This window comes from Citrobacter sp. RHBSTW-00599, assembly GCF_013784065.1.
Taxonomy (GTDB): Bacteria; Pseudomonadota; Gammaproteobacteria; order Enterobacterales; family Enterobacteriaceae; genus Citrobacter; species Citrobacter braakii.
In genome coordinates this window covers 13,744-37,498 of sequence record NZ_CP056717.1, presented here as the reverse complement: position 1 = coordinate 37,498, position 23,755 = coordinate 13,744, and the positions used below count along the sequence as shown (strand labels likewise).

Here is a 23,755-nt window from a genome sequence, read left to right as displayed (position 1 = left end):
TTATGCAGCTTGAAGGATTTTGTGTTCCGACGCGCTGCTGTTTAAGCCTTGAGCGATCAGGCGATGCCAGTTGTGACGGTAAATGTGCGGGTGTGCTGCGGTTCTAGCTGAATCAACGTGCCTTTTCGCTGCGCCGCCAGGAAGCCTTCAGGGCGACAGGTCGCAGGTAGGGCGAAGGCTGCCACCTGTTGATCGCCGTTATAGAGGATCCAACGGGTGACATAATTCAGCTCCGCGCTGGAGAAACGCGTCACGAACGTGGTGCCATCAGGTGCGATCATGCGAAATTCAGGCTTATCCGTGTATCGGTCCAGTTGGTCAGCGAAGAAAACGATTTCCGGATCGTAAAAATCGGGCTCGTTGAGGCGCCCCAGCGAGGTCTCGCCCTGGATGATCCGCTGATTAAACGCCAGCCACTGCTCGGTAGGCTTAACATGCGCGGGTACCGACTCACGCAACTTCATGGCTTCATCCGGGATATTCTGGCTGAAGGTCGCTTCCGGTACGTAGGCATAGTTCATATGGCACATATACTGTAAAGGCATTGCCACTGAGGCGAGGTTGGTGACCGCCATCTGAATATCAAACAGCGCACTCGCTTTGCGCATAACCACCGCAGGATGCGCCTGATAATGATGACCGAACCCCATCACATACTCGTAGCGTCCGCTCACGCGCAAATTCTCTCCCTCCAGCTCCAGCCAGGCCTCATCCATCGCGGCACAGGCCATTTCGCCATGCAACGGGTGAGAATCTTCCGGCGAAGGGCAGCCATTAGCCAATATACCCGAGTGGAAAGCAAAGCAGCCGTAAGTCGCTACCACTTCCGCAGCCGGTTTTGGCTGACTGAACATGTTGCGCATGGTCAGTTCATGCCCGTCAAACTGAGCATCCCAGATCATCTGCCCCATCCAGGGCAGAATAACCAGATGTCCACGACTGTTTTCTACCTTCAGCCCTTCCACACCGCTGGCGTAACGAAATGCGGTAACCGTGAAGTCGCTATTCTTCAGTAAGATTCGCGGATGCTCTGCAAAGAGTTCCCGCCACAGCGTGATACGTGTTGTCATGATCGCTCTCCTCAGGAAACAGTCGCTTCAGCCAGGTTATTGCGCACTTTGCTTTCACGCCAGAAGTAGATACCGACGTACACGAAGCACAACATGGAGACCAGGAACGAGAGTTGTAGCGAGTGGAACATATCGGCCACATAGCCCTGAATTGCCGGAACCACCGCTGCACCAACAATCGCCATGACAATGACTGCTCCCGCCATTTCAGTATGTTCGTTATCCACGGTATCCAGCGTACCGGCATAGATTGTCGCCCAGCAGGGTCCAAACAGGACGCTCACCAGTACGGCAACGTACACGGCGCTGAAGCTTGGCGCCAGCGCAACATAGACCAGAAACAGTGCGCCAATGATGGAGTAGAGGATCAGCACTTTTTCCGGATTGAAGCGTGTCATCAATATGTTGGCGATAAACTTGCCGATAAAAAAGCAGGCAAAGCTATAGACCATGAAGGTTGAGGCGTCGCGCTCGTTGATATCACCCAATTCCAGCGCCAGACGGATGGTAAATGACCACACCGCGACCTGCATCCCCACGTACAGGAACTGCGCCACAATCCCACGGCGGAAACGGGCATTGCTGGCCAGATAACGCAGCGTATCCATCGCTGACGGACGTTTATGACTCGCCGTTTGCGCGACTTTACAGGTCGGGAAGCGGGTCAGCAGGAACAACACCATCACCACAACCAGCACCATAATCATGTACTTGTAAGGCTCAAGGGTATTTTCCAGCATCAACACTTTAAAGTTGTGGATCTGCTCCGCGTTCATCCCAGCCATCTGTTTTTCCAGACTCTCGCCTTCAGAGAAGACCAGATATTTACCCAGCAGAATACCGGCGGCTGCGCCAATGGGGTAAAAGGTCTGGCTGATGTTCAGGCGCAGGGTGGCATACGCTTTTGGGCCAATCATGGAGCTGTAGGTGTTGGCTGCGGTTTCCAGGAAGCTCAGGCCAATCGCAATCGCAAAAATTGCCGCGAGGAACATGGTGTAGGTGGCCATGTGCGATGCCGGGAAAAAGAGCGTACAGCCAACAATATAAAGGGTCAGTCCCATTAAGATGGCGATTTTATAACTGGTCTTTTTAATCACCAAAGATGCCGGAATCGCAATTAAAAAATAACCGCCATAAAAGGCACTCTGAACTAATGCCGAAGCAAAGTTGCTGAGTGAAAATACGCTTTTGAATTGCGTAATCAGAATATCATTTAATGCGGCTGCGCATCCCCATAAAGGGAATAAACAGGATAACAAAATAAACTGGAACAGAGGCGTCTTATTCAGATAGCCGTCGGGCATCTGAATGATGTTTTTATCGTTCATAGTGCTACCTTTTACAATGCAGGAGTATTATTCGTTTAAGGTAAGAAACTCATTAAATTGTTCGATGCTTGGATAAGATGATTGAGTGCCTTTCCCGGTAACGCTGAATGCAGCGAAGAGAGCGGCTTTTTTCATGGCGGCTTCGACATCACCGCTTTGAACGTAATAGTGGGCAAAACAACCGATGAAAGCGTCACCTGCGCCACTGGTATCGACAGCGTTCACTTTAAACGCCGGGACATGGACTTCCTGGTCACGCGTCATCCACAGAGCGCCTTTCTCCCCCATGGTGACGATAATATTGTTCAGACCTTTATCGACCAAAGAACGTGCCGCAGCGCGAATATGGTCATAGGTATCCACCGGCATACCGGTTAATATTTCGAGCTCGGTTTCATTTGGCACGAAGAAATCGCATTTACAGGCATAAGACATATCTAATTCCCGTAATGCAGGGGCGGGATTTAATAACACTTCAATACCGTGTTTTTTACCGAATTCAATCGCGTGATAAACCGTTTCCAACTGTACTTCCAGCTGCAGGACAATAAGTTGACACTTTTTCAGATCTTCCGCCGCGCGATCGATATCTTCCGGGGAGAGAAACTTGTTGGCACCTTTAATAATCAGAATGCTGTTGCTGGAGTTTGCATTAACAAAGATCGGTGCAACGCCGCTGCTGGTGCAGGGTACCTTTTCGACATAGGTCGTATTAATCCCCCAGGATTCGAGATTACGAATGGTGTTATCCGCAAAAATATCATCACCGACTTTCGTCAGCATCAGCACTTTGGAATTGAGCTTAGCAGCCGCAACGGCCTGATTTGCTCCTTTACCGCCACAACCAATTTTAAAGGCGGGTGCTTCCAGCGTTTCCCCTTCTTTGGGCATCTGGTTGATGTAGGTGATGAGATCCACCATGTTGGAGCCAATAACCGCGATATCCATTTTACTACCTCTCAGAAACAATCACACAACAATGATATTAAAATAACATTATCATGTTACTTCCGTATCATTTGTGACTAGGATCGCGATTGGAGGATCATTTTATTGTTTATTTATTATGCTAAATGTTGCGTCTCTATCACACTCAAAATGATTAACTTGCTTACAATTGACTGAAAACTCGCTGCTTATAATCAATAAAACGTGTAAAAACACGCTTTTATTTCCCAATGGTCAGACGTATAGTAATGCAGCAATGTCATGTTCCCAGAAACACATAAATGTTACTGAAGGAACATGAAAACATGATTCGTGGAGAGTGTGCATGGAAACCAAGCAAAAAGAACGTATTCGACGTCTGATGGAATTGTTGAAGAAGACCGACAGAATCCATCTGAAAGAGGCGGCGCGCATGCTGGAGGTTTCCGTGATGACCATCCGTCGGGATCTCAGCCAGGATGACGAACCATTGCCGCTTACGCTACTCGGTGGTTACATCGTGATGGTGAACAAGCCCGCCACCCTCGTTAACGCTCCGCTCCCCGTGCAAAAGCAGTATCATCGCGACGATTTACCGGTTGCCATTCTGGCCGCGGGACTGGTCAGTGAAAACGATCTGGTCTTTTTTGATAATGGTGCGGAAATGCCATTAGTCGTCAGCATGATCCCGGACGATATTACCTTTACCGGAATTTGCTACTCACACCGGGTATTCGTGGCGCTAAATGAAAAACCCAACGCCACGGTGATTCTTTGCGGGGGCACCTATCGGGCGAAAAGTGATGCCTTTTACGACACCAGCAATCCCTCTCCGCTGGATGCGCTCAACCCACGAAAAGTGTTTATCTCTGCCAGCGGAGTCCATGAGCATTTCGGCGTTAGCTGGTTCAATCCGGACGATCTGGCCACCAAACGCAAAGCGATGGAACGCGGATTGCGCAAAATTCTGCTAACCCGCCACGCCCTGTTTGATGAGGTTGCTCCCGCCAGCATTGGTCCGCTTTCCACTTTTGACGTACTGATAAGCGATCGCCCGTTGCCGGCAGATTACGCAACCCACTGCCGGAACGGCTCTGTCAAAGTCATCACCCCGGATTCAGACGGCGACTAACTCACTCAAAGAAAACCGTGATTTTGTTAAACATCGACGGGTCGGACTGGTTGCGGGCCACTTTCACCACATCTTCCAGCTTGTCGATCTGGCTTATCATCTGCTCAAGACGCTGATCGTCGTTGACCAGTAGCCAGATGCGGCTCTTGTCGCTGTCCTGAATCGGTAGACAGAGAATGCCTTCCACGTTGAACGCGCGGCGGGCAAACAGCCCGCAGACGTGGGTCATTACGCCCGGATGGTTGCGTACGGTGAGTTCCAGGATTACGTTGTCATGAGTCTGCTGTTGCATGGCTTATTCCCCCACCATTTCTGTGTTTGCCGCACCCGGCGGCACCATCGGGTACACTTTTTCTTCGGCATCGATGCGCACGTGGATCAGCGCAGGTCCAGGGCGATTAATAATCTCCTGCAACGCTGCCTGTGGATCCGCTTCGTTATTCAAATCGCAGGTTTCGAGGCCAAACCCGGCGGCTATCTGCATAAAGTTAATCATCCCCGGATATGTCGCTGCAAAAACGCCCTGCTTATAGAACAAACTCTGCTGCTGATACACCAGACCCAACGCTTCGTTATTCATCAGGATGATTTTAATATCCAGCTGATTTTCGCTGGCCGTCGCCATTTCCTGAATATTCATCATCAGGCTACCGTCGCCGGAGAAGCACAGCACCTTTTTGTCCGGGTTGACCAGCGCTGCGCCAATTGCCGCCGGCAGGCCAAAGCCCATGGTTCCCAGACCGCCGGAGGTCAGCCACTGACGCGGACGGTTCAGCGGGTAAGCCTGTGCGGCCCACATCTGATGCTGGCCTACGTCGGTGGTGATAATGGCATTGTCATCCACGCAGGCCGCTACGGCGTTGATCAGTCCATAGTGGCTGAGCGGGTCGCTTTCCTGCGGAATGCTGCAGGGGAATTCGCGTTGTAAATCGGCCACCATTTGATGCCACGACTCTCGCGGCTGCGCGTCAATTAATGGGATCAGTTGCGCCAGAACCTCATCGACATCCGCCTGAATCGCCACGTGTGGCTGTTTGATTTTACCCAGCTCCGCGCGGTCGATATCCACATGGATGATTTTGGCGTTCGGACAGAACTGCTCGGTTTTACCAATCGCCCGGTCATCAAAACGCGCGCCCAGAACAATCAATAAGTCCGCTTCTTGCAGAATAAAGTTAGTGCTGCGCGCGCCGTGCATACCCAGCATGCCTAACGACAGCGGATGCGCTTTCGGCAACATACCGAGCGCCATTAAGGTCATGGTGGTGGGCAGCATGGCTTTTTCTGCCAGTTCACGAACCCGCTCAGGCGCGTTAATCACGCCGCCGCCGAGATACAGCACCGGACGCTGTGCGGCGTTAATCATAGCTGCGGCATCGCGAATGCTGTCCTGGCTGAACGCCGGTGCCGCCATTTTCTGCGCGGGCTCCGGCATCTCTTCAATTTCAAAAACGGCGGTTTGAATATCCTTAGGAATGTCTATCCACACCGGGCCCGGACGGCCGGACTGCGCAATGCGGAACGCATCGCTCATGACCTGCGGTAATTCACTGATATGGCGGACCAGATAGTTGTGCTTGGTGATGGGGATAGAGATGCCGTAGGTATCGACTTCCTGGAAGGCGTCGGTCCCGATCATTGAGGCCGGAACCTGCCCGGTGATACACACCAGCGGGATGGAATCCAGCCGCGCGTCGGCAATGGCGGTCACCAGGTTGGTCGCGCCCGGTCCGCTGCAGGCCATACAGACGGCGGGTTTACCATCGGTTCTCGCCATCCCCTGCGCGATAAACCCCGCGCCCTGCTCGTGGCGCGCCAGGATATGACGGATTTGCGTGCTTTGGCTCAAGGCGTCATACACGGGAAGAATCGATCCGCCAGGAATACCGGTGACCACCTGAATCCCCTGGCGTTCCATGAAATGAACGATGAATTCTGCGCCCGTAAAACGCGTACGCTTGGATGTTATGCCCGAACTTGCCATGCTCCAGTCCTTTTATTCTGGGCCTTTGCTTCGGGCAGGTCTCTTAAACGAAAAACCCCGCCCGGTTTGCGCCGGCGGGGTTTTGGAATCGTGTGTTGATCCGGACCCTACGGCGCATTGCCGACGACCACCACCACACGCACGACGACCGCTGCGCGAGATGGCGCAGTTTTTAGTAGGATCGCAGTCAGCATGGAAGGGTTCATTAGGGACCTGTCTGTTTGTTGATTAACTGGATTTATACAAACACAGGTTTTTCAGCGTGACAATGGAAAAATTTTCATCTGCATAAAAATGCGTCAACGATCACATTTCGCTGTGCAGAGTCGGAAAACAAAAAACCCCGCCGGAGCGAGGTTTTTTTCAGCGCTGTGCGGTTGGTAGCCGCCGAACACACTGTGTTATGTCAACGGAAAAAGTATACGCGTTCTGCGAAGAACACGCAATTTCGGCACGAATTTTGATGGTTTTGAGTATGGAATATGAATGGCACAATGTCCACAAAATACTGTTAATTTATACAGTGTTTATATATAATGTCTCGGTACGCAATGTGTTATGCGGGGGCCGCATCGTAAACCGGCGCATCAAAGTCCTGGCTGAAACGGGTGGTGCCGTCAGCGCCTTAACCCCCGTGTGAGCACACTGTGTTATGTCAACAAAGGTGCTGGCAACAGGCAGCGGCGAGGTACGTCAGCACCGTGCTCCTTGTACCAAAAGGAGAGCGTATGAGCCTCGTGGATATCGCTATTCTTATCCTCAAACTCATTGTTGCAGCACTGCAACTACTTGATGCCGTTCTGAAATACGTTAAGTAATTCGGATTCAAGTCGCACCTAAGGGGAGCGGGTAACACTCCGCTCCCCTTTCACCTTCTCCCTGGTGCTTGTCTCGCGCCAATATGTTACGTTTTTATGACATTCTCAGGGAAGAACGCCACCATGACGCTTTCTGTTTTCTGCATTTTGCTGTTCGCCGCACTGCTGCACGCCAGTTGGAATGCCATTGTTAAAGCTGGAAACGATAAACTGTACTCGGCGATTGGCGTCAGCGGCTCCGCGGCGATTATGGCACTGATCTGCTTACCCTTCGCGCCTCAGCCTTCCACCGCCAGCCTGCCGTTTTTGGCCATCTCAACCGCGTTGCAAGTGGTGTATACGGTCCTGGTCGCCAAAACCTATCAGGTTTCGGATATGAGTCAGACCTATCCTCTGATGCGTGGGACAGCACCGCTGCTGGTTGCGATTATCAGCGTCTTGTTCCTTGGCGATAGCCTGTCTGTGTTTGCCTGGGTGGGGATTGCTACGATCTGTCTGGCCATTCTCGGCATGGCATTTAACGGACGCAGCAGCTCACAACGCGGGATCGTACTGGCGCTCATTAACGCCTGCTTTATCGCCGGCTACACGCTGGTTGATGGCACCGGCGTACGCTTATCAGAAACCGCGCTCGGTTATACGCTGTGGACCTTCTTTCTGAACGGTTCCTGTCTGCTGGGCTGGGCGATGATCGCCCGGCGCCGGGAAGCGTCACGCTATCTGGTACAGCAGTGGAAGAAAGGTATTCTGGGCGGGATTGGTACGATGGGTTCTTACGGTCTGGCGCTGTGGGCCATGACCCAGGCTCCGTTGGCGGTGGTCGCAGCGCTGCGTGAAACCTCCATTCTGTTTGGCGCTCTGCTCGCCTGGCTACTGCTGAAAGAAAAGGTTGCCGGAATACGCCTTGTCGCGGCCGCCGGTATTGCCGTAGGCGCTGTCTTACTTCGCTTGTCATGATCGCGCCGTAAAGCCGATGCAATCCGGCAACATTTGTTGCCGCTTTTTGTTTACATTTCCTGCCGTTCATCGCGTAAACATTCCAGCCCACTATCTGGCCTTCTTTTTCTGTTGTGGTAGATTCCACGCGCATTTACGGGAAAGTACAGCACCTTATTCTTCTTTTTTCTCTTTTTTAAAAGTAATCAGCGAAATGAAAAGGCATAGAAGCGTCAATTTGTTGTTGATGTTGGTATTACTGGTGGCGGTAGGTCAGATGGCGCAAACCATTTATATCCCCGCTATTGCTGATATGGCGCGTGAACTGAACGTTCGCGAAGGAGCGGTGCAAAGCGTAATGGCCGCCTACCTGCTGACATACGGCCTGTCACAACTGTTTTACGGCCCACTTTCCGATCGCGTTGGCCGCCGTCCGGTGATCCTCGCCGGAATGTCTATTTTTATGCTGGCCACGCTGGTCGCGATTACCACCCACAGCCTGACGGTACTGATTATCGCCAGTGCAATCCAGGGCATGGGCACAGGCGTCGGCGGTGTAATGGCGCGAACCTTACCGCGCGATCTGTACGAAGGCACGCAGCTGCGCCACGCGAATAGTTTGTTAAACATGGGGATTCTGGTGAGTCCGCTGCTGGCCCCGCTGATTGGCGGCATGCTGGATACCTTGTGGAACTGGCGCGCCTGTTACATTTTCCTGCTGGTTCTGTGCGCGGGCGTCACGTTTAGCATGGCGCGCTGGATGCCGGAAACGCGTCCTGCGGGCGCACCGCGTCCACGCCTTATCGCCAGCTATAAAACGCTGTTTGGTAACAGTTCTTTCACCTGTTACGTGCTGATGCTGATCGGCGGCCTGGCGGGCGTTGCGGTCTTCGAGGCCTGCTCCGGGGTATTGTTGGGCGCAAGGCTCGGTTTAAGCAGCATGGTGGTCAGTATCCTGTTTATTCTGCCCATCCCGGCGGCATTTTTCGGCGCCTGGTTCGCCGGTCGCCCGAATAAGCGTTTCTCGACGCTGATGTGGCAGTCGGTTATCTGCTGTCTGGTAGCCGGTTTAATGATGTGGATCCCGGGCCTGTTTGACGTGATGAACGTCTGGACGCTGCTGGTTCCCGCCGCACTATTTTTCTTCGGTGCCGGGATGCTGTTTCCGCTGGCAACCAGTGGCGCAATGGAGCCTTTCCCATTCCTGGCAGGCACTGCCGGTGCGCTGGTTGGGGGATTACAGAATATTGGTTCCGGCGTGCTGGCGTGGTTTTCTGCAATGCTGCCGCAGACCGGGCAAGCCAGTCTGGGCCTGCTGATGACCCTTATGGGACTGTTGATTTTTGTTTGCTGGCTTCCGCTGGCGTCACGCGTGTCGCATCAGGGGCAGGCGGTTTAAGCGTATGATGGCCCGGCTTATCGCCGGGCTTTTCGCATTCAGGCACGATCATCGTCGTAAGTAACGGCTCCAGCGCCGGACGCCAGGCGCCTTCCTCGCCATCATAAAACTGCGTATCCGCATTGATAGCATAGGGAATTTTCGCTTTTTTCAGTTCGCACGCCATAAATTGGGCAAACGCCATTTGCGAGGCAGAAGGCGCGTTCCTGATGGTTTCTCCTGGCGACCAGCCTCCCACCCAACTGACATGACCCGTTTTCTGCTGCCAGTGAAGGGCGGTATTGATACGGGCGCGAATAGCGGCCTTTTCTGCCGCTGTGCCTGAGGTCCACGGATATTTACCGTTATTTTTCAGCGGCCCCCACGGAAAAATATGCCATTGAGCCAGCACGGTATTCTGACTTTGCGGCGGCAGTTTCAGGTCAGGCAAATCTTCCGGCGCGGCGCGTAGTCGCGGCGCGATAAAAATCATCCGCTGCGGGTCGATGGCATGGACAGTACGAATGGTTTTGTCATACACCCGATTGAGCGACACCTGATTATGGTTGAGCTTATCAGAGGGTTCGTATATCAGGTCGAAACCCAGCAACGGCGAGCTTTGACCAAAGTAATGCGCCACCGCCACCCACCAGTTAACCACCTCTTTTTCGTTACCGGTACTGGGATCTTTTTTATATTCGTCAGCCTGATAGGCAATTATCGGGATCACGCCATACTGCTCGCAGGCTTCCACCAGCTTGCGCAGATGTATAAGCCGCGCCTCCGTGGGCTCTCCCGCCACGCGAATACGCACGTGGGTTAACCCTTTAGCCCTGTAATCCCGCACCACCAGCGGATCGAATTCACGGATACCCCGATCGGTGCGCGCCCAGTCTACGTCCATCCCAACGCCAAGCTGCTGCGCATACTGCGCCGCGGTCAGCACAGGTTGCGCGGCACACACGGTGGCGCTGGCTAACAGTAAAAGGGAAACAATCGGCTTTAACACGGTCGTCCTTACGCAAATCATCAGGAGTGATATCACGTATTTAGCATGCTTTTTCACTTTGCGTGTAGCGAGAAAGCGTAAAAAATATTCGCGGCCCGCTTATTTAACCTGTTCCTGAAGCCAGCGAATAAACGCCTCGATTTTCGGCCACTGTCTGCCAGGCAGGGTGGTGATGTAGTAGTGCTGATGGCATTTCAGCGCCATATCGCCAAAAGGCGCAACCAGCTCTCCGCTGTCGAGGCGTTTTTGCACCAGCCGCTTTCGGCCCATCGCCACGCCGATATGATTCATCGCCGCAATCACCGCCAAATCAGAACGATCGAAACCAATTCCCGACGATGTCGGCAGATTCACCGAAAAATGCTGCGCCCAACTGTGCCATTCATCGGTCCCGGAGTCGTTACTCCACGCCTGTCTGTCATGCAGCAACGTACAGTGCGGTAAATTCACCATCGAAACGGTAAGGTCATGGCGGCGAGCGTAGTCCGGGCTGCATACCGGCAGGATCTCTTCATCCATCAGGAAGTGGTGCGTGAGCTGCGCGGAGGGTGCGTCGTCAAAATAGATAGCCAGATCGACCCCGGCACGCTGCAGATTGACGTTGTCGTTCCCGGTCAGCATGGTCAGCGAAATCGACGGATAGCGACGGGTAAAGTCGCCGAGCGCCGGAACCAGCCAGCACTGAGCGATAGAAGGCCGTGAGTAGACGGTGAGCGTCCCGGACAACTCCTGATTTTTAATATCAAGGATTTCCTGATTCAGCGTATCCAGCGATGATTTCAGCGCCCAGAACACCCGCTTGCCTTCGTGGGTGAGTTCCACTTTACGATGCGAACGAACAAACAGCTGAATACCCAGCTCATCTTCCAGCTGATTAATGCGATGGCTGACAGCGCTGGGGCTTAATGACAGCTCACCTGCCGCCAGCGCAAACGACTGATGTCGGGCCGCCACTTCAAAGGTATACAGCTTTGACAACTGCCAGCCGTTGAGCAGCCGATTTCTGACCTCGCGTAAGGGATCCATGTTCACCTCCTGTCCTCCTGATTCATTCGCCGGAGTGTAAAAAAGTTCGCTGCAAAAATCAGCACGAAGATGAATCAAGGTGAACCATATCGCATAAACAAAGCGTAATTAGACGTAAATCACCTACTTGATGCAATCTGGTTCATGTGAAAGGGGATTTATATCGTTTGTCAGACCATGCCTTATTTTTGTCCAATAACCCTATATTAATCACAGGGCAAGGTGAGTTATGCACTCTCAAATCTGGGTTGTGAGCACGCTGCTGATAAGCATCGTGTTAATCGTTTTGACCATCGTGAAGTTCAAATTCCACCCGTTTCTGGCGCTGCTGTTAGCCAGCTTCTTCGTGGGTACGATGATGGGTATGGGGCCGCTGGATATGGTCAATGCCATTGAGAGTGGCATCGGCGGTACGCTGGGCTTCCTCGCCGCGGTTATCGGTCTTGGGACCATTCTTGGCAAAATGATGGAAGTATCCGGCGCGGCCGAACGCATCGGCCTGACGCTACAGCGCTGTCGCTGGCTTTCCGCTGACGTCATTATGGTACTGGTCGGGCTGATTTGCGGGATCACGCTGTTTGTTGAAGTCGGCGTAGTGCTGTTGATTCCTCTGGCCTTTTCAATTGCCAAAAAAACCAATACCTCGCTACTGAAGCTGGCGATTCCGTTATGTACAGCGCTGATGGCAGTACACTGCGTCGTGCCGCCGCATCCAGCCGCCCTGTTCGTGGCGAACAAGCTGGGCGCGGACATTGGCACCGTGATTGTCTACGGCTTACTGGTGGGCTTAATGGCCTCGCTGATCGGCGGTCCGCTGTATCTGAAATTCCTCGGTAACCGTCTGCCGTTTAAACCGGTTCCGGCTGAGTTTTCCGACCTCAAGGTGCGCGACGAAAGTACGCTGCCATCGCTGGGCGCTACGCTGTTTACCGTACTGCTGCCGATTGGCCTGATGCTGGTAAAAACCGTCGCTGAGCTGAACATGGCGAAAGGCAGCACGGCTTATACGTTGTTGGAGTTTATTGGTAACCCGATCACCGCGATGTTTATTGCCGTTTTCGTGGCCTATTACATTCTCGGTCTGCGTCAGCACATTGGCATGGGTGCGCTGCTGACCCACACCGAAAACGGTTTTGGCTCCATTGCTAACATTTTGCTGATTATCGGCGCAGGCGGCGCATTCAACGCTATCCTCAAGAGCAGCGGACTGGCGGATACCCTCGCGCTGATCCTCTCGAACATGCATATGCACCCGATTCTGCTGGCTTGGCTGGTGGCGTTAATCCTGCATGCTGCGGTGGGCTCTGCCACGGTGGCGATGATGGGCGCGACGGCAATCGTGGCCCCGATGCTGCCGCTCTACCCCAACGTTAGCCCGGAGATCATCGCCATTGCCATCGGTTCCGGCGCGATTGGCTGCACGATCGTCACCGATTCCCTCTTCTGGCTGGTGAAGCAGTACTGCGGCGCCACCCTAAATGAGACGTTCAAATATTATACGACCGCGACATTTATCGCGTCCGTTATTGCACTGGTTTGCACATTCCTGCTTTCCTTTATTATCTAAGCGCAAAGAGACTGACTATGGAAAACATTCAAACACTTATCGCCCAGCATCCTTTAGTGGAAGATCTGGTCGCTCTCAAGGAGACGACCTGGTTTAACCCTGGCACTACCTCTCTTGCGGAAGGTTTACCGTATGTTGGCCTGACAGAGCACGATGTTCAGGATGCCCACGCTCGTCTGACGCGCTTCGCGCCGTATCTGGCGCAGGCATTCCCGGAAACCGCAGCCACCGGCGGCATTATCGAATCTGAACTGGCCGCGATCCCGGCGATGCAAAAGCGGCTGGAAAAAGAGTATGGGCAGCGCATCAACGGCGAAATTCTGCTGAAGAAAGACAGCCATCTACCGATTTCCGGCTCAATTAAAGCGCGAGGCGGTATTTATGAAGTGCTAACCCACGCGGAAAAACTGGCGCTGGAAGCCGGTCTGCTGACCACACAAGACGATTACAGCATTCTGCTTTCGCCTGAGTTTAAACAGTTCTTCAGTCAGTACAGCATCGCCGTAGGCTCCACTGGCAACCTTGGGATGTCGATCGGCATTATGAGCGCCCGTATCGGCTTTAAGGTAACTGTTCATATGTCTGCCGACGCTCGCGCATGGAAAAAAGCCAAACTGCGCAGCCACGGTGTGACGGTCGTGGAGTATGAAGAAGATTATGGCGTGGCGGTTGAGCAGGGCCGTAAGGCGGCACAGTCCGATCCGAACTGTTTCTTTATCGATGATGAAAATTCCCGCACGCTGTTTTTAGGTTATGCGGTCGCCGGCGAGCGTCTGAAGGCGCAGTTCGCGCAGCAGGGGCGCGTGGTGGATGCCGACCATCCGCTGTTTGTTTACCTGCCGTGCGGCGTCGGCGGTGGGCCTGGCGGGGTGGCTTTTGGCCTGAAGCTGGCATTCGGCGATAACGTGCACTGCTTCTTCGCAGAACCGACCCATTCACCGTGCATGCTGCTGGGGATTTATACCGGGCTGCACGATACGATTTCTGTGCAGGACATTGGCATCGATAACCTGACAGCGGCAGATGGGCTGGCGGTGGGCCGCGCGTCCGGCTTTGTTGGCCGGGCAATGGAACGTCTGCTCGACGGTCTGTACACCCTGGACGATCAGACTATGTACGACATGCTGGGCTGGCTGGCGCAGGAAGAAGGCATTCACCTTGAGCCGTCGGCGCTGGCCGGGATGGCCGGTCCGCAGCACGTTTGCGCTTCTGCTGACTATCAGCAAATGCACGGCTTCAGCGCGGAGCAGCTCAATAACGCCACCCACCTGGTGTGGGCGACCGGCGGCGGCATGGTGCCGGAAGCCGAAATGGCGCAGTATCTGGCCAAAGGACGTTAAACGCCGCTGAACTTAACGCAGCATCGCCATCAGTTCCATCGGTGAGCGATGTTGCTTCAGAAGGTCACGCATCACGCGCATATGCGGCGCGGTATGATTGAAGAAAGCGCTGTATCCGCCGCAAATCGCACTCTTTCCACTGCTGTCGCGATGCTTTGGACAATCGCCATAGCAAAAGCGTAATAGCGAACACGCCTGGCATTCCGCGCTCAGCGTGGTTCTCTTGGACTGACCAAACGCCGCTGCCCACGGGCTGGCGTTGAGCTCACTCAACGACGTGCGATGAATATTACCCAGGCGAAAATCTGGGTCGACATAGTGATCGCACTGATACAAATCGCCATTCGCTTCCAGAGCAAAAGCATGTCCGCAGGTGGAGCTTAGCGAACACATCTGCGCCGGGTGTCCGCACCATACGCCCAGAGTTGAATCAAATAACTGGACGAATACGCGGCCAATATCTTCTCTGACCCAGATATCAAAGACGGAATTCAGGAAGGTTCCCCACTCCTGAGGCGGGACGGATTCGGCGGTAAGCTCGCCGTCTTCATCATATTCAACCAGCGGAATGAACTGCAAAAAAGGTGTGCCAAGCTGGCGAAGGTAGCGATACATCAACTCAGGTTGCTGGCTGTTCAGAGAATTAACCACTACCAGCAGATTGAACTCCACCTGATGCTTACGGAGCCTGGCAATGGCGTCCACCACCTTATGGTTAGTCGGTTTTCCGCTGCGGTTAACACGATAAGCATCGTGCAACTCGGCGGGGCCATCCAACGAAATCCCCACCAGCCAGCCGTTATCGTGCAAAAACTGACACCATTCGTCGTTGAGCAAAATCCCGTTGGTCTGGAACGCGTTATGGATTTTCTTCCCTTCCCCGTACTGTTTTTGCAACGTCACTACGCGGCGAAAAAAGTCGATGCCACAGAGGGTTGGCTCTCCGCCCTGCCAGGCGAACATCACGTCAGCCCCCGGCTGTGCGGTGATATGCTGACGAATAAACGTCTCTAAGGTGGCGTCATCCATTTCGGGTTGAGTGGGTTTATCGATGTAAAAACAGTAACGACAATCCAAGTTACAACGAGAGCTGGCTGGTTTGGCCATGACCTGACATCCTGTCATGCTAAATTCCCGATAAACGCAATAAGTTGGCGGACATGCGTTACAGCAAACAGTATTGCGAGGGATAACACCGCGAGGGAGATCATAAATTTGTCACGCACCGCGCGAGATTCAGAAAAATCGCTATGCGTAACATCCATCAGATTACGGCTGCGGGTATAGCGCCACAGAACGATCGCCACCATCGCCAGCACCACAATTGAAACCCAAAACAGGAAGCCCGCCTGATGCCAGTTGTGCTTCAGCGCCAACGCCATTAGCGCGCCATAACCCAGAAGCGTACGAAACCAGGCCAGCGATGTTCGCTCCGGTTGTAACCCCGGATCGGCGATACGTCGCGACTTACGGCTATCCGGCATACAGCACCAGTCCCATGACAATCACCGCGACAATAAACAAAATCAGACTGACGATTAACAGGCTATGGGTATAGGGCAAATCCTCTTTCAGGCGCATCGCCCTCTCATTACGCAGCCAGCGCAGGTAGCCATAAATCGCCAGACCACCGGCAAACAGGCACAGCAACAGCGCCAAAAGCTCACGAATTACCGGCGTGGCAAAATCCGGAGCCAGTTGGTCGAGACCAACCCCCGCCGCCAGAAACCCCAGCGCGGTACGGATCCACGCCAGAAAGGTACGCTCATTTGCCAGTGAGAAGCGGTAATCCGGGGCTTCTCCAAGGCGGGAAATTTTCATTCAAACTCCTCTGGCTGTCATTGCCGGATGGCGGCTAATGCCTTATCCGGCCGACAGGTAAGTGCAAATATGAGTATCTGCGCCAATTGGCATTGTAGTCAGAACTTCTGCTTTTTCTCCTCCACTTTTACGCCCTGGGTTGGTAAACCGGTGTCGTAATCGCGTACCACCGGAGAATAGCCGTCTTGCGGGCGCGGGCGAAAAGCGCCCATCCAGCGCGGTACGGCGTCAGGACGCCAGGGACGTAAACTCCACTGATAGGTGCGGAATGGATCGCGGATTTTATCCATATAGTCCAGCAGCGCGTCGTGCATCTGGCAGCGAACATCGGCTAATTGCGGCGAATCTATCTGGTTGTGTAGCTCATCGGGATCGTTTCGTCTGTCGTAAAGCTCATCACTGGTAAACAGGTTCAGCACCAGCTTCCAGTCATCCGTCACCCAGCAACGTACCGGTATAAATCCGCCAAAACTGTCATGTTCAATCTCATAACGATTGAACTCCACCATCACACCGCGTGGTTTTTCAACGGTAAGGATGTTTTCACCCGGCAGGATTTGTGGCTTCTCAATACCCGCCAGCGCCATCATCGTCGGCAGCAGATCGATATGGCTGACCGGCGTGTCTACCTGCATGGATTCTCCCTGAGGCGAGCGCATAATCAGCGGAATTCGCGTGATGTCGTCATACATCGCTGCCCCCTTACTGATGAGCTTATGCGCCCCCATCATCTCGCCATGATCGGAGGTGTAAATGACCCAGGTGTTGTCCCGCTGCATGGGCGTTAAGGTATTAATAACCCGGCCAATCTGGTCATCGACAAAGTCGTTGCAGGCAAAATAGAGCGGATGGTGATAGCGCCCATCATCACCTACCGGCGAAGGCATCGCTTCAGACCAAAGACGATGATGTTCAGGTTTGTTACTCAAAGAGTCGTGCGCCTTCATCCCCAGGTCATAATAAAAATCCTGATATTTCTGCAGATACTCCACGGGACAGGTAAACGGGTGATGCGGCTCGTCGTAGGAAACTACCATCAGGAAGGGTTCTTCATCACGTGCAGGGTGGCGGAGGAAATCAATCGCCCGGTTACTGATGCGGTGCGCCCAGGTAAAGGTTTCATTGATATTGTTAGCCAGCAAATCCTCCACGCTGTTCAGACCGTTACGCCACAAACCGATCTCTTTGTCCGTCAGTTCCGCGAGGTAATTTGCCCCGTCATACCAGTAGTCAGCATCCCATTCGGGCGGGCACTCGCCGGTACCAAAGTAATCGTGCCCGTCGAGATGCCACTTGCCGATGTAGCAGGTGTGATAGCCCGCATCCTTAAAATAGCGTCCCATGGTGGAGATATTTTTCCCCGGCGCGACGTTATTGGTCCACGGGCCGGACTGGTTGGCATAAATCCCGGTAAACAGCCCAGCGCGGGCCGGAGTGCACACCGGTGAGCAGGTATAAGCAGAATTGAAGCGAATACCTTCCGCCGCCAGGCTATCAATGTTATTGGTATTCAGCGACTTACCACTATAACAGCCGACCATATTGGTCGCCTGAGTATCAGTCATAATGAACAGGAAATTAGGGCGGGTCATGCTTTATCCTTAGCGTCAGAGACAGAAAGTGCAGTGGCCAAACGACGCGTCTGCCAGGTGCTGTAAATTAAATACATCATCACTGCCGCCGTAATTGAGTAGCAGAGAATCGTCAGCCATTGGGTGTTGTACCCTCCAAACTGCGCCAGTCCAGCATAGACGCCGAGCATCGCGGTCAGGATACCGACAGAGGCAAGTTTGGCGTTTTTCCACGGCTTCATGTCTACCGCAAAAGCATCATGGAATTTAAACGGCGTCGCACGCGGCTTGATAATGCCGATAACCAGCATCACCACCACGTTGATGCAGAAGGTACAGGCCAGTACGTAAAGGAAGTGAAAGTCGAACTTCACCAGATAATTAATGGTGATGTAGCTGACGATACCGAGTCCCATAGCGACTTTCGCTGCCAGCGCAGGAATGCGCGGGAAAAAGAATCCCATGATGATGATGGTCACCAACGGCACGTTATAAATACCGTTGAGCTGTTTCATCCAGCTGTAGAGTCCTTCCGGTGCATTAGCGATCCACGGTGCTACCAGCACGGAAATTACCGCGATAAAGAATCCGAACTTACGCCCAACCCGAACCAGCTGTTCCGGTTGGGCGTGTTGATTAATAATCCGCCGATATATTCCCATGCTAAATAAGGTACTGGCGCTGTTTAAAAATCCATTGAATGTACTGATTACCGCGCCGAATAAAACGGCACCGAAAAACCCCACCAAAGGGACAGGAAGCACGTTATTTACCAGTGTCGGATATGCCATATCCGCCTTTGGCAGATCCTGGTATAGATGAAAAGCAATTAAACCTGGTAATACCAGCACCAGTGGATCGAGCATTTTCAATACCGCTGTGAGCAATGCTCCTTTCTGGCCTTCGGCGAGGCTTTTGGAAGCCAGCGTACGTTGTACGATGCCCTGATTAGTACACCAGTAGAAGGTATTCACCAGAATCAAACCGGTAAAGGCTGCACCTATCGGCAGCGGATCGTTCGCTCCACCAATTGAGTTTAATTTCTCCGCATGTACGGTGGTCAGTTGCTCAACACCTTGTAAAAAACTGCCTTTTCCCATCGCAATCAGGCCGAACACGGGGACCATCAATCCACCAATCACCAGCCCTATACCATTGATAGAATCGGCCACCGCCATCGCACGTAAACCGCCGATCACCGCATAAATAATCCCGGCAAGGCCCAGCAAAATAACCAGTAACCAGATTGCTGTACCCTGAGAAATATTCAGCGATTCACCGATGTGAAAAAGGCTATTCAGCGCCAGCGCCCCTGAATAAAGCACAATCGGCAGGAAGCAGACGCCAGTGGCAATAAGAAAGCAAAAGTCGATAATGATTCGCGTGGTTTTATCGTAACGCTCTTCCAGAAAATCTGGGATCGTAGCGATACCACGTTGCAGATAGCGAGGTAGAAAAATCAGCGCCAGAAAGATAAGCGTCACCGCAGAGGTGACTTCCCAACCCATAACCGACATTCCGCTTTTGTAAGCCTGACCAGACAGACCAACCAACTGTTCGGTTGAAAGGTTAGTTAACATCAATGACGCGGCAATCACCGGCGCTTTCAATGAACGCCCGGCAAGAAAATACCCTTGTTGCGATCCGGTATCCGTTTTACGTACCTTCCACCAGGTGATTAGCGCCACCAGCAGCGTAAAGCCCACAAAGCTCAGAATTTGTAGCGTATTCATCTCATAGCCCTTATTTTTCATTATGTCCCGGCAGCTGTAGGGGGAATGCAAGGTAATGTGCGCCGGGTCAGGCAGTCAGATTTCTTAAAATAAAAACGTCATATCCCTGAACAGATTTTTTCTGTTAAGTTCAGGTTGTGGGCATAATTCTCCGGTGGGAAATTAAAATGAATGGAAAGATGCAAAGTTCGCATGTAAAAAACGAAACTACGTACAATATTCCCCTGTTGATTCATGAAAGTGTGATCTCCAGCGGGATTTCATTGATCTCGCTGTGGCACACCTATGCCGACGAACATTATCGGGTTATTTGGCCACGTGATAAGAAAAAACCGCTGATTGCTAATTCATGGGTTGCGGTCTACACCGTCCAGGGCTGTGGAAAAATCCTTCTTAAAGGCGGTGAACAAATCACGCTTACCGGAAACTGTATAATCTTTTTAAAACCAACCGATATACAGTCTTATCACTGTGAAGGGTTGGTATGGGAACAATACTGGATGGAATTCACACCAACCAGCGTAATGGATATTCCGCTACGACAACAAAGCATTATTTATAATGGTGATATTTATAATCATGAGCTGACCGAAGTTTCGCGATTAATTACATCCCCAGATTCAATAAAAAATAATCTGGCAGTCGCCTTTCTCACAAAAATAATTTATCAATGGATTTGTCTTATTTACGCCGAAGGTAAAAAAGACCCACAGCGAATACAGATTGAAAAACTGATTGCCACTCTACATGCCAGTCTACAAAAACGGTGGAGCGTGGCGGATATGGCAGCCACTATCCCCTGTAGCGAAGCCTGGCTACGTCGTCTTTTTTTACGCTATACCGGAAAAACACCGAAAGAATACTATCTGGATGCGCGGCTGGAACTGGCGTTATCGCTGCTAAAGCAGGAGGGAAATACGGTCGGGCAGGTCGCTGATATACTTAACTTCTTTGACTCGTTTCATTTCAGCAAGGCGTTTAAACACAAATTTGGCTATGCACCGTCGGCGGTATTGAAACATGCGGACCGGCACCCAGAGGATGCCGGTCAACTGGGTTAGCGCAGTTCCGGCCAGTACTCTTTGTTAGCGTCGATCAAATCATCCAGAATCGCTTTAGCTACAGACGCACTCGGCACGGTTTTCGACAGGGTGATAGCCTGCCACAAACGCTGGTAAGAGCGGTGCTCCCAGGCATCGACCACCAACTTCTCAACCGCCACCTGCTGGCTCATCAACCCTTTCTGGAACTGCGGGATATCCCCCACCGTCAGCGGCTCCGGGCCGTTATGCCCCACCAGGCATGGGATCTCGACCATCGCTTCATCATCAAAGTTATGAATCGCACCATTATTTGGCACAATCAGCAGCATCCGCTCCTGAGTGTTAAAGGCGATGGCCGCCGCCAGATCGACAATGTAGGAAGCATGTTCGTCAATCTCCAGTTCACCGGCCGCAGAATGGCCCGCCTCAATAATGGCCCGGCAGGAACCGAACACCTGTTTTTCGCGGTGATCCATAACCTCGTTGGCACGGGTACGCTGCGGATTGGAGTGCTGGACCACGTAATCCGGGAACAGATAGTATTTCAGGTAGGTATTTGGCATGGTGTCCGGATCCAGCGCCTGCACATCCTTCGCCTTAGCGAAGGTATCGTTCCAGCTCGCCTCCGTATGCGGGTCGTTCGATGGCGGCACATAGCCATGCTTCGCCACGTATTCACGCAGCTTCGGCATCAAATCGTTACCCTGGAGATCTTCAATTGATGTCCACCAGCCAAAGTGGTTCAGCCCGTAGTAGCGCACGCGCATCTGTTTACGATCTTTAAGGCCGACGATCTGCGCCATCCGTCCTTCAATACCGATGGGCATATCGCAAATATTGAGGATTTTCGCATTTGGACGCAGTCTACGCGTGGCTTCAGCCACAATTGCCGCCGGGTTAGAGTAGTTAAGCATCCAGGCGTTTGGTGAATATTTTTCCATATAATCCACCAGTTCCAGCACACCGCCAATAGATCGCATGCCGTAGGCAATCCCGCCCGGCCCACAGGTTTCCTGGCCTAACACCCCGTGACGTAATGGGATTTTCTCGTCTTGTTCACGCATTGGGTATTTACCCACGCGGATATGTGCCATCACAAAATCAACATCGGTAAACGCAGTTTTGGGATCGGTGGTGTAACTAAACTCTATCTCCGGCGCCTGCTCTTTGAGGATGATTTTACACGCCTCGGCAATCACCTCCTGACGCGCGCCATCGTTGTCATAAAATTTCAGCGCACGAAGCGGGAAACGGTCCTGATTTGCCAGCAACATCAGCACGATGCCCGGCGTAAAGGTACTACCACCACCTGCGATAACCACTGAGAATTTTTTCATGATACTGCCTCCGTCATGGGGATCTGTTCGTTTGATAAAGTAGATTTCATTAGCGTTTCGAGCTGGTCGCGTACCTGAGGGACGTGTAAACCAACAATGACCTGAATACCATTGCCGCGACGCACAACACCGTGTGCACCCAGCGCTTTGAAGACGTCATCGCTTTGCGTTTTCGCCATGTCGTGAAGCGCAATCCGCAGGCGAGTGGCGCAGTTATTAATACTTCCGATATTGCCTGCGCCGCCTAACGCTTGCAGAAAACCGGCCGCCTGTCCCAGTTTGGTGTCTGGCGTAGCGGCGGTGGTTTGCCCACGCGCGGCTTTATAGTCAGCTTTGGTGTAGAGTTTGATTTCGCTGTCTTCCCGGCCCGGCGTTTTCAGGTTGAAGCGCAGGATCAGCGCGCGGAAGATGGTGAAATAGATCGCGGTAAAGGCCAGGCCAATCGCTATCTGGGTGAACATCATTCCGGCATGGTTGTGGAACATTGGGATCCAGTTTTGCGGTAAGAACTGGTCAAGCAGGCCGCCACCCATATTGCCTACCACGCCGCAGAGATACATTACCGTCGCCATGGAGGCCGCCAGCACGGCGTGTACCGCAAACAGCAAGGGTGAGATAAACAGGAAGGTGAACTCCAGCGGTTCGGTAATCCCAACCAACACAGCCGTTAGCGTAGCGGGGATCAATAATCCCGCCACCTTCACCCGGTTTTCCGGAGAGGCAGTGAAGTAAAGCGCCAGAGCAATACCTAATGAACCAAAGATTTTCGAATTGCCGTGCAGAGCAAAACCCCCTTCCGGGAACAGCGTTTTCAGCGACTCTGTGCTTTGGCTGAATTCCTGCAAGTGCTGCGCCCAGTAGACCTGGATGCCGCCTTCCACCGCCGCAGGGCCGAAGATAAATGGACCATAGACGAAGTGATGCAGCCCGGTCGGAATCAAAATACGCTCAAGGAAGGTATAAACCCATACCCCCAGCGCACCCGCAGAACGCAGAAAAGCTTGCAGAGATTCAATCCCCATCTGCACCTTTGGCCAACCCAGCAGCGTCAGCCAGGCACAGGGAATCATCACCAGGAAGGCAATGATCACCACAAACGATGTTCCCTGAAAAATACCGAGAAATACTGGCAAGGGTTTGTCGAAATAACGGTTATGCAAGGCAGTAACAATACCGGAAATGACAATGGCGCCGATAATGCTGGTATCAAGTGTTTTAATCCCGGCCATCATCGTTAAGCCGCTACCTGCCGTCGGGTCTGCGCTAAAATCCACGCCGAAGAAATCTCCCCAGGTCATGCCCATGGCATTGATGAAGTAATTCCACGTAAGAAAGCTGACCAGTACCGCCAGACAAGCGCGCCCCTGAGCCTGTTTCGCCAGACCGATCGGCAGACCAACGGCGAAAATCAGCGGCATATTGCGAAATACCGTCCAGCCACCTTCTTCGATGATATGAACGATTTGTGCGAACAAACTGTTGGGATCGGTAAGCGCTTCACCCACAAACAGCGGGTTGCGCAGCATAATAGCGATACCGACGACGATACCGGCAAAGGGAAACAGCAACACCGGGGTGAACATCGCGCCGCCAAAGCGTTGTATTTGACTGAGCATTTTCACATCCTCATATAACAACCAGTAGGGGAGAGGCCTTTTTTGTAGTGATTGCTGGCCTGATACGAGAATAGAAAGTTGCGATCCTTCAGACATGGCGTGCCGCTGCGATTCGTGAT

22 protein-coding genes are annotated in these 23,755 nt (G+C 52.7%); 7 read left to right on the top strand and 15 right to left on the bottom strand.

Annotated features, from left to right (window positions below; translation table 11 throughout):
* Positions 1–56: 56 nt before the first annotated feature.
* From HV243_RS00175 to rbsK, 3 genes are read right to left on the bottom strand one after another with little or no spacing between them, the layout of a single operon-like run.
* Positions 57–1,070: an aldose 1-epimerase family protein gene (locus HV243_RS00175; protein WP_019078019.1), complete on the bottom strand. Its 1,014-nt coding sequence runs from the start codon at positions 1,068–1,070 to the stop codon at positions 57–59.
* Positions 1,071–1,081: 11 nt separating this feature from the next.
* Positions 1,082–2,398, bottom strand: a complete 1,317-nt coding sequence (gene fucP / locus HV243_RS00170) for an L-fucose:H+ symporter permease (protein WP_003023919.1) — start codon at positions 2,396–2,398, stop codon at positions 1,082–1,084.
* Between the two features lie 27 nt (positions 2,399–2,425).
* Complete coding sequence (gene rbsK / locus HV243_RS00165) at positions 2,426–3,346, bottom strand: ribokinase (protein WP_003827124.1); 921 nt, start codon at positions 3,344–3,346, stop codon at positions 2,426–2,428.
* Between the two features lie 325 nt (positions 3,347–3,671).
* On the opposite strand from rbsK, the gene HV243_RS00160 reads away from it, so the two are divergent.
* Positions 3,672–4,457 (top strand): DeoR family transcriptional regulator, encoded by a 786-nt coding sequence (locus HV243_RS00160; RefSeq protein WP_016157805.1) that lies wholly within the window; start codon positions 3,672–3,674, stop codon positions 4,455–4,457.
* Between the two features lies 1 nt (position 4,458).
* Here HV243_RS00160 and ilvN read toward each other — a convergent pair whose 3' ends face one another.
* From ilvN to ivbL, 3 genes are all read right to left on the bottom strand, one after another.
* On the bottom strand, positions 4,459–4,749 hold the full coding sequence (gene ilvN, locus HV243_RS00155; protein ID WP_003023914.1) for an acetolactate synthase small subunit: 291 nt from the start codon (positions 4,747–4,749) through the stop codon (positions 4,459–4,461).
* Positions 4,750–4,752: 3 nt separating this feature from the next.
* On the bottom strand, positions 4,753–6,441 hold the full coding sequence (gene ilvB / locus HV243_RS00150; protein ID WP_016155049.1) for an acetolactate synthase large subunit: 1,689 nt from the start codon (positions 6,439–6,441) through the stop codon (positions 4,753–4,755).
* Positions 6,442–6,548: 107 nt separating this feature from the next.
* Positions 6,549–6,647: an ilvB operon leader peptide IvbL gene (ivbL, locus tag HV243_RS00145; RefSeq protein WP_072161049.1), complete on the bottom strand. Its 99-nt coding sequence runs from the start codon at positions 6,645–6,647 to the stop codon at positions 6,549–6,551.
* 522 nt (positions 6,648–7,169) lie between these two features.
* Here ivbL and tisB point away from each other — a divergent pair.
* The 3 genes from tisB to emrD all read left to right on the top strand — a co-directional run bounded on the left by tisB (position 7,170) and on the right by emrD (position 9,594).
* Positions 7,170–7,259 (top strand): type I toxin-antitoxin system toxin TisB, encoded by a 90-nt coding sequence (gene tisB, locus HV243_RS00140; RefSeq protein WP_003023909.1) that lies wholly within the window; start codon positions 7,170–7,172, stop codon positions 7,257–7,259.
* A 123-nt stretch (positions 7,260–7,382) separates the two neighbouring features.
* On the top strand, positions 7,383–8,216 hold the full coding sequence (locus tag HV243_RS00135; RefSeq protein WP_049042671.1) for a DMT family transporter: 834 nt from the start codon (positions 7,383–7,385) through the stop codon (positions 8,214–8,216).
* A gap of 193 nt (positions 8,217–8,409) precedes the next feature.
* The gene (emrD, locus tag HV243_RS00130; RefSeq protein WP_075848952.1) at positions 8,410–9,594 is read left to right on the top strand and encodes a multidrug efflux MFS transporter EmrD; all 1,185 of its coding nucleotides are present in this window, start codon (positions 8,410–8,412) and stop codon (positions 9,592–9,594) included.
* On the opposite strand, the gene HV243_RS00125 is transcribed toward emrD, so the two are convergent.
* Both HV243_RS00125 and dsdC read right to left on the bottom strand, forming a co-directional pair.
* Entirely contained in the window at positions 9,521–10,603 is a 1,083-nt protein-coding gene (locus HV243_RS00125; RefSeq protein ID WP_053389253.1) for a cellulase family glycosylhydrolase, read from the bottom strand. The two genes, emrD and HV243_RS00125, sit on opposite strands and share 74 nt — an antisense overlap.
* Before the next feature lie 78 nt (positions 10,604–10,681).
* The gene (gene dsdC, locus HV243_RS00120) at positions 10,682–11,608 is read right to left on the bottom strand and encodes a DNA-binding transcriptional regulator DsdC (protein WP_131351612.1); all 927 of its coding nucleotides are present in this window, start codon (positions 11,606–11,608) and stop codon (positions 10,682–10,684) included.
* A 229-nt stretch (positions 11,609–11,837) separates the two neighbouring features.
* Here dsdC and dsdX point away from each other — a divergent pair, with 229 nt between their 5' ends.
* Together dsdX and dsdA are read left to right on the top strand one after the other, a co-directional pair.
* Complete coding sequence (gene dsdX, locus HV243_RS00115; RefSeq protein WP_053389254.1) at positions 11,838–13,175, top strand: D-serine transporter DsdX; 1,338 nt, start codon at positions 11,838–11,840, stop codon at positions 13,173–13,175.
* Between the two features lie 17 nt (positions 13,176–13,192).
* Positions 13,193–14,515: a D-serine ammonia-lyase gene (gene dsdA, locus HV243_RS00110; RefSeq protein WP_053389255.1), complete on the top strand. Its 1,323-nt coding sequence runs from the start codon at positions 13,193–13,195 to the stop codon at positions 14,513–14,515.
* A gap of 12 nt (positions 14,516–14,527) precedes the next feature.
* Here dsdA and HV243_RS00105 read toward each other — a convergent pair whose 3' ends face one another.
* From HV243_RS00105 to HV243_RS00085, 5 genes are all read right to left on the bottom strand, one after another.
* Positions 14,528–15,640 carry an anaerobic sulfatase maturase gene (locus tag HV243_RS00105; protein WP_181603899.1) on the bottom strand — a complete coding sequence of 371 codons (1,113 nt, stop codon included), beginning with the start codon at positions 15,638–15,640 and terminating at the stop codon, positions 14,528–14,530.
* Positions 15,637–15,999, bottom strand: coding sequence for a DUF202 domain-containing protein (locus HV243_RS00100; RefSeq protein WP_019078012.1), 363 nt, complete (start codon positions 15,997–15,999; stop codon positions 15,637–15,639). Before HV243_RS00100 ends, HV243_RS00105 begins: the two co-directional genes overlap by 4 nt.
* Positions 15,989–16,336, bottom strand: coding sequence for a YidH family protein (locus HV243_RS00095; RefSeq protein WP_053389257.1), 348 nt, complete (start codon positions 16,334–16,336; stop codon positions 15,989–15,991). Before HV243_RS00095 ends, HV243_RS00100 begins: the two co-directional genes overlap by 11 nt.
* Before the next feature lie 98 nt (positions 16,337–16,434).
* Positions 16,435–17,928, bottom strand: coding sequence for a sulfatase-like hydrolase/transferase (locus tag HV243_RS00090; protein WP_046276199.1), 1,494 nt, complete (start codon positions 17,926–17,928; stop codon positions 16,435–16,437).
* Positions 17,925–19,640: a solute:sodium symporter family transporter gene (locus HV243_RS00085; RefSeq protein ID WP_046276207.1), complete on the bottom strand. Its 1,716-nt coding sequence runs from the start codon at positions 19,638–19,640 to the stop codon at positions 17,925–17,927. The genes HV243_RS00090 and HV243_RS00085 overlap by 4 nt, the downstream gene beginning before the upstream one ends.
* A 167-nt stretch (positions 19,641–19,807) precedes the next feature.
* On the opposite strand from HV243_RS00085, the gene HV243_RS00080 reads away from it, so the two are divergent.
* The gene (locus tag HV243_RS00080) at positions 19,808–20,701 is read left to right on the top strand and encodes an AraC family transcriptional regulator (RefSeq protein WP_029139706.1); all 894 of its coding nucleotides are present in this window, start codon (positions 19,808–19,810) and stop codon (positions 20,699–20,701) included.
* On the opposite strand, the gene HV243_RS00075 is transcribed toward HV243_RS00080, so the two are convergent.
* Together HV243_RS00075 and HV243_RS00070 are read right to left on the bottom strand one after the other, a co-directional pair.
* A complete protein-coding gene (locus HV243_RS00075; protein ID WP_019078008.1) occupies positions 20,698–22,020 on the bottom strand; it encodes a 6-phospho-alpha-glucosidase in 1,323 nt (440 codons plus the stop codon). The two genes, HV243_RS00080 and HV243_RS00075, sit on opposite strands and share 4 nt — an antisense overlap.
* Positions 22,017–23,636 (bottom strand): alpha-glucoside-specific PTS transporter subunit IIBC, encoded by a 1,620-nt coding sequence (locus tag HV243_RS00070; RefSeq protein WP_046276200.1) that lies wholly within the window; start codon positions 23,634–23,636, stop codon positions 22,017–22,019. The genes HV243_RS00075 and HV243_RS00070 overlap by 4 nt, the downstream gene beginning before the upstream one ends.
* Positions 23,637–23,755: the final 119 nt, after the last annotated feature.

What these genes read in the sequence shown, in the direction of transcription:
- HV243_RS00175 (WP_019078019.1), bottom strand. Translation starts at nt 1,070, where the DNA reads ATGACAACACGTATCACGCTGTGGCGGGAACTCTTTGCAGAGCATCCG.
- fucP (WP_003023919.1), bottom strand. Translation starts at nt 2,398, where the DNA reads ATGAACGATAAAAACATCATTCAGATGCCCGACGGCTATCTGAATAAG.
- rbsK (WP_003827124.1), bottom strand. Translation starts at nt 3,346, where the DNA reads ATGGATATCGCGGTTATTGGCTCCAACATGGTGGATCTCATCACCTAC.
- HV243_RS00160 (WP_016157805.1), top strand. Translation starts at nt 3,672, where the DNA reads ATGGAAACCAAGCAAAAAGAACGTATTCGACGTCTGATGGAATTGTTG.
- ilvN (WP_003023914.1), bottom strand. Translation starts at nt 4,749, where the DNA reads ATGCAACAGCAGACTCATGACAACGTAATCCTGGAACTCACCGTACGC.
- ilvB (WP_016155049.1), bottom strand. Translation starts at nt 6,441, where the DNA reads ATGGCAAGTTCGGGCATAACATCCAAGCGTACGCGTTTTACGGGCGCA.
- ivbL (WP_072161049.1), bottom strand. Translation starts at nt 6,647, where the DNA reads ATGAACCCTTCCATGCTGACTGCGATCCTACTAAAAACTGCGCCATCT.
- tisB (WP_003023909.1), top strand. Translation starts at nt 7,170, where the DNA reads ATGAGCCTCGTGGATATCGCTATTCTTATCCTCAAACTCATTGTTGCA.
- HV243_RS00135 (WP_049042671.1), top strand. Translation starts at nt 7,383, where the DNA reads ATGACGCTTTCTGTTTTCTGCATTTTGCTGTTCGCCGCACTGCTGCAC.
- emrD (WP_075848952.1), top strand. Translation starts at nt 8,410, where the DNA reads ATGAAAAGGCATAGAAGCGTCAATTTGTTGTTGATGTTGGTATTACTG.
- HV243_RS00125 (WP_053389253.1), bottom strand. Translation starts at nt 10,603, where the DNA reads ATGATTTGCGTAAGGACGACCGTGTTAAAGCCGATTGTTTCCCTTTTA.
- dsdC (WP_131351612.1), bottom strand. Translation starts at nt 11,608, where the DNA reads ATGGATCCCTTACGCGAGGTCAGAAATCGGCTGCTCAACGGCTGGCAG.
- dsdX (WP_053389254.1), top strand. Translation starts at nt 11,838, where the DNA reads ATGCACTCTCAAATCTGGGTTGTGAGCACGCTGCTGATAAGCATCGTG.
- dsdA (WP_053389255.1), top strand. Translation starts at nt 13,193, where the DNA reads ATGGAAAACATTCAAACACTTATCGCCCAGCATCCTTTAGTGGAAGAT.
- HV243_RS00105 (WP_181603899.1), bottom strand. Translation starts at nt 15,640, where the DNA reads ATGACAGGATGTCAGGTCATGGCCAAACCAGCCAGCTCTCGTTGTAAC.
- HV243_RS00100 (WP_019078012.1), bottom strand. Translation starts at nt 15,999, where the DNA reads ATGCCGGATAGCCGTAAGTCGCGACGTATCGCCGATCCGGGGTTACAA.
- HV243_RS00095 (WP_053389257.1), bottom strand. Translation starts at nt 16,336, where the DNA reads ATGAAAATTTCCCGCCTTGGAGAAGCCCCGGATTACCGCTTCTCACTG.
- HV243_RS00090 (WP_046276199.1), bottom strand. Translation starts at nt 17,928, where the DNA reads ATGACCCGCCCTAATTTCCTGTTCATTATGACTGATACTCAGGCGACC.
- HV243_RS00085 (WP_046276207.1), bottom strand. Translation starts at nt 19,640, where the DNA reads ATGAATACGCTACAAATTCTGAGCTTTGTGGGCTTTACGCTGCTGGTG.
- HV243_RS00080 (WP_029139706.1), top strand. Translation starts at nt 19,808, where the DNA reads ATGAATGGAAAGATGCAAAGTTCGCATGTAAAAAACGAAACTACGTAC.
- HV243_RS00075 (WP_019078008.1), bottom strand. Translation starts at nt 22,020, where the DNA reads ATGAAAAAATTCTCAGTGGTTATCGCAGGTGGTGGTAGTACCTTTACG.
- HV243_RS00070 (WP_046276200.1), bottom strand. Translation starts at nt 23,636, where the DNA reads ATGCTCAGTCAAATACAACGCTTTGGCGGCGCGATGTTCACCCCGGTG.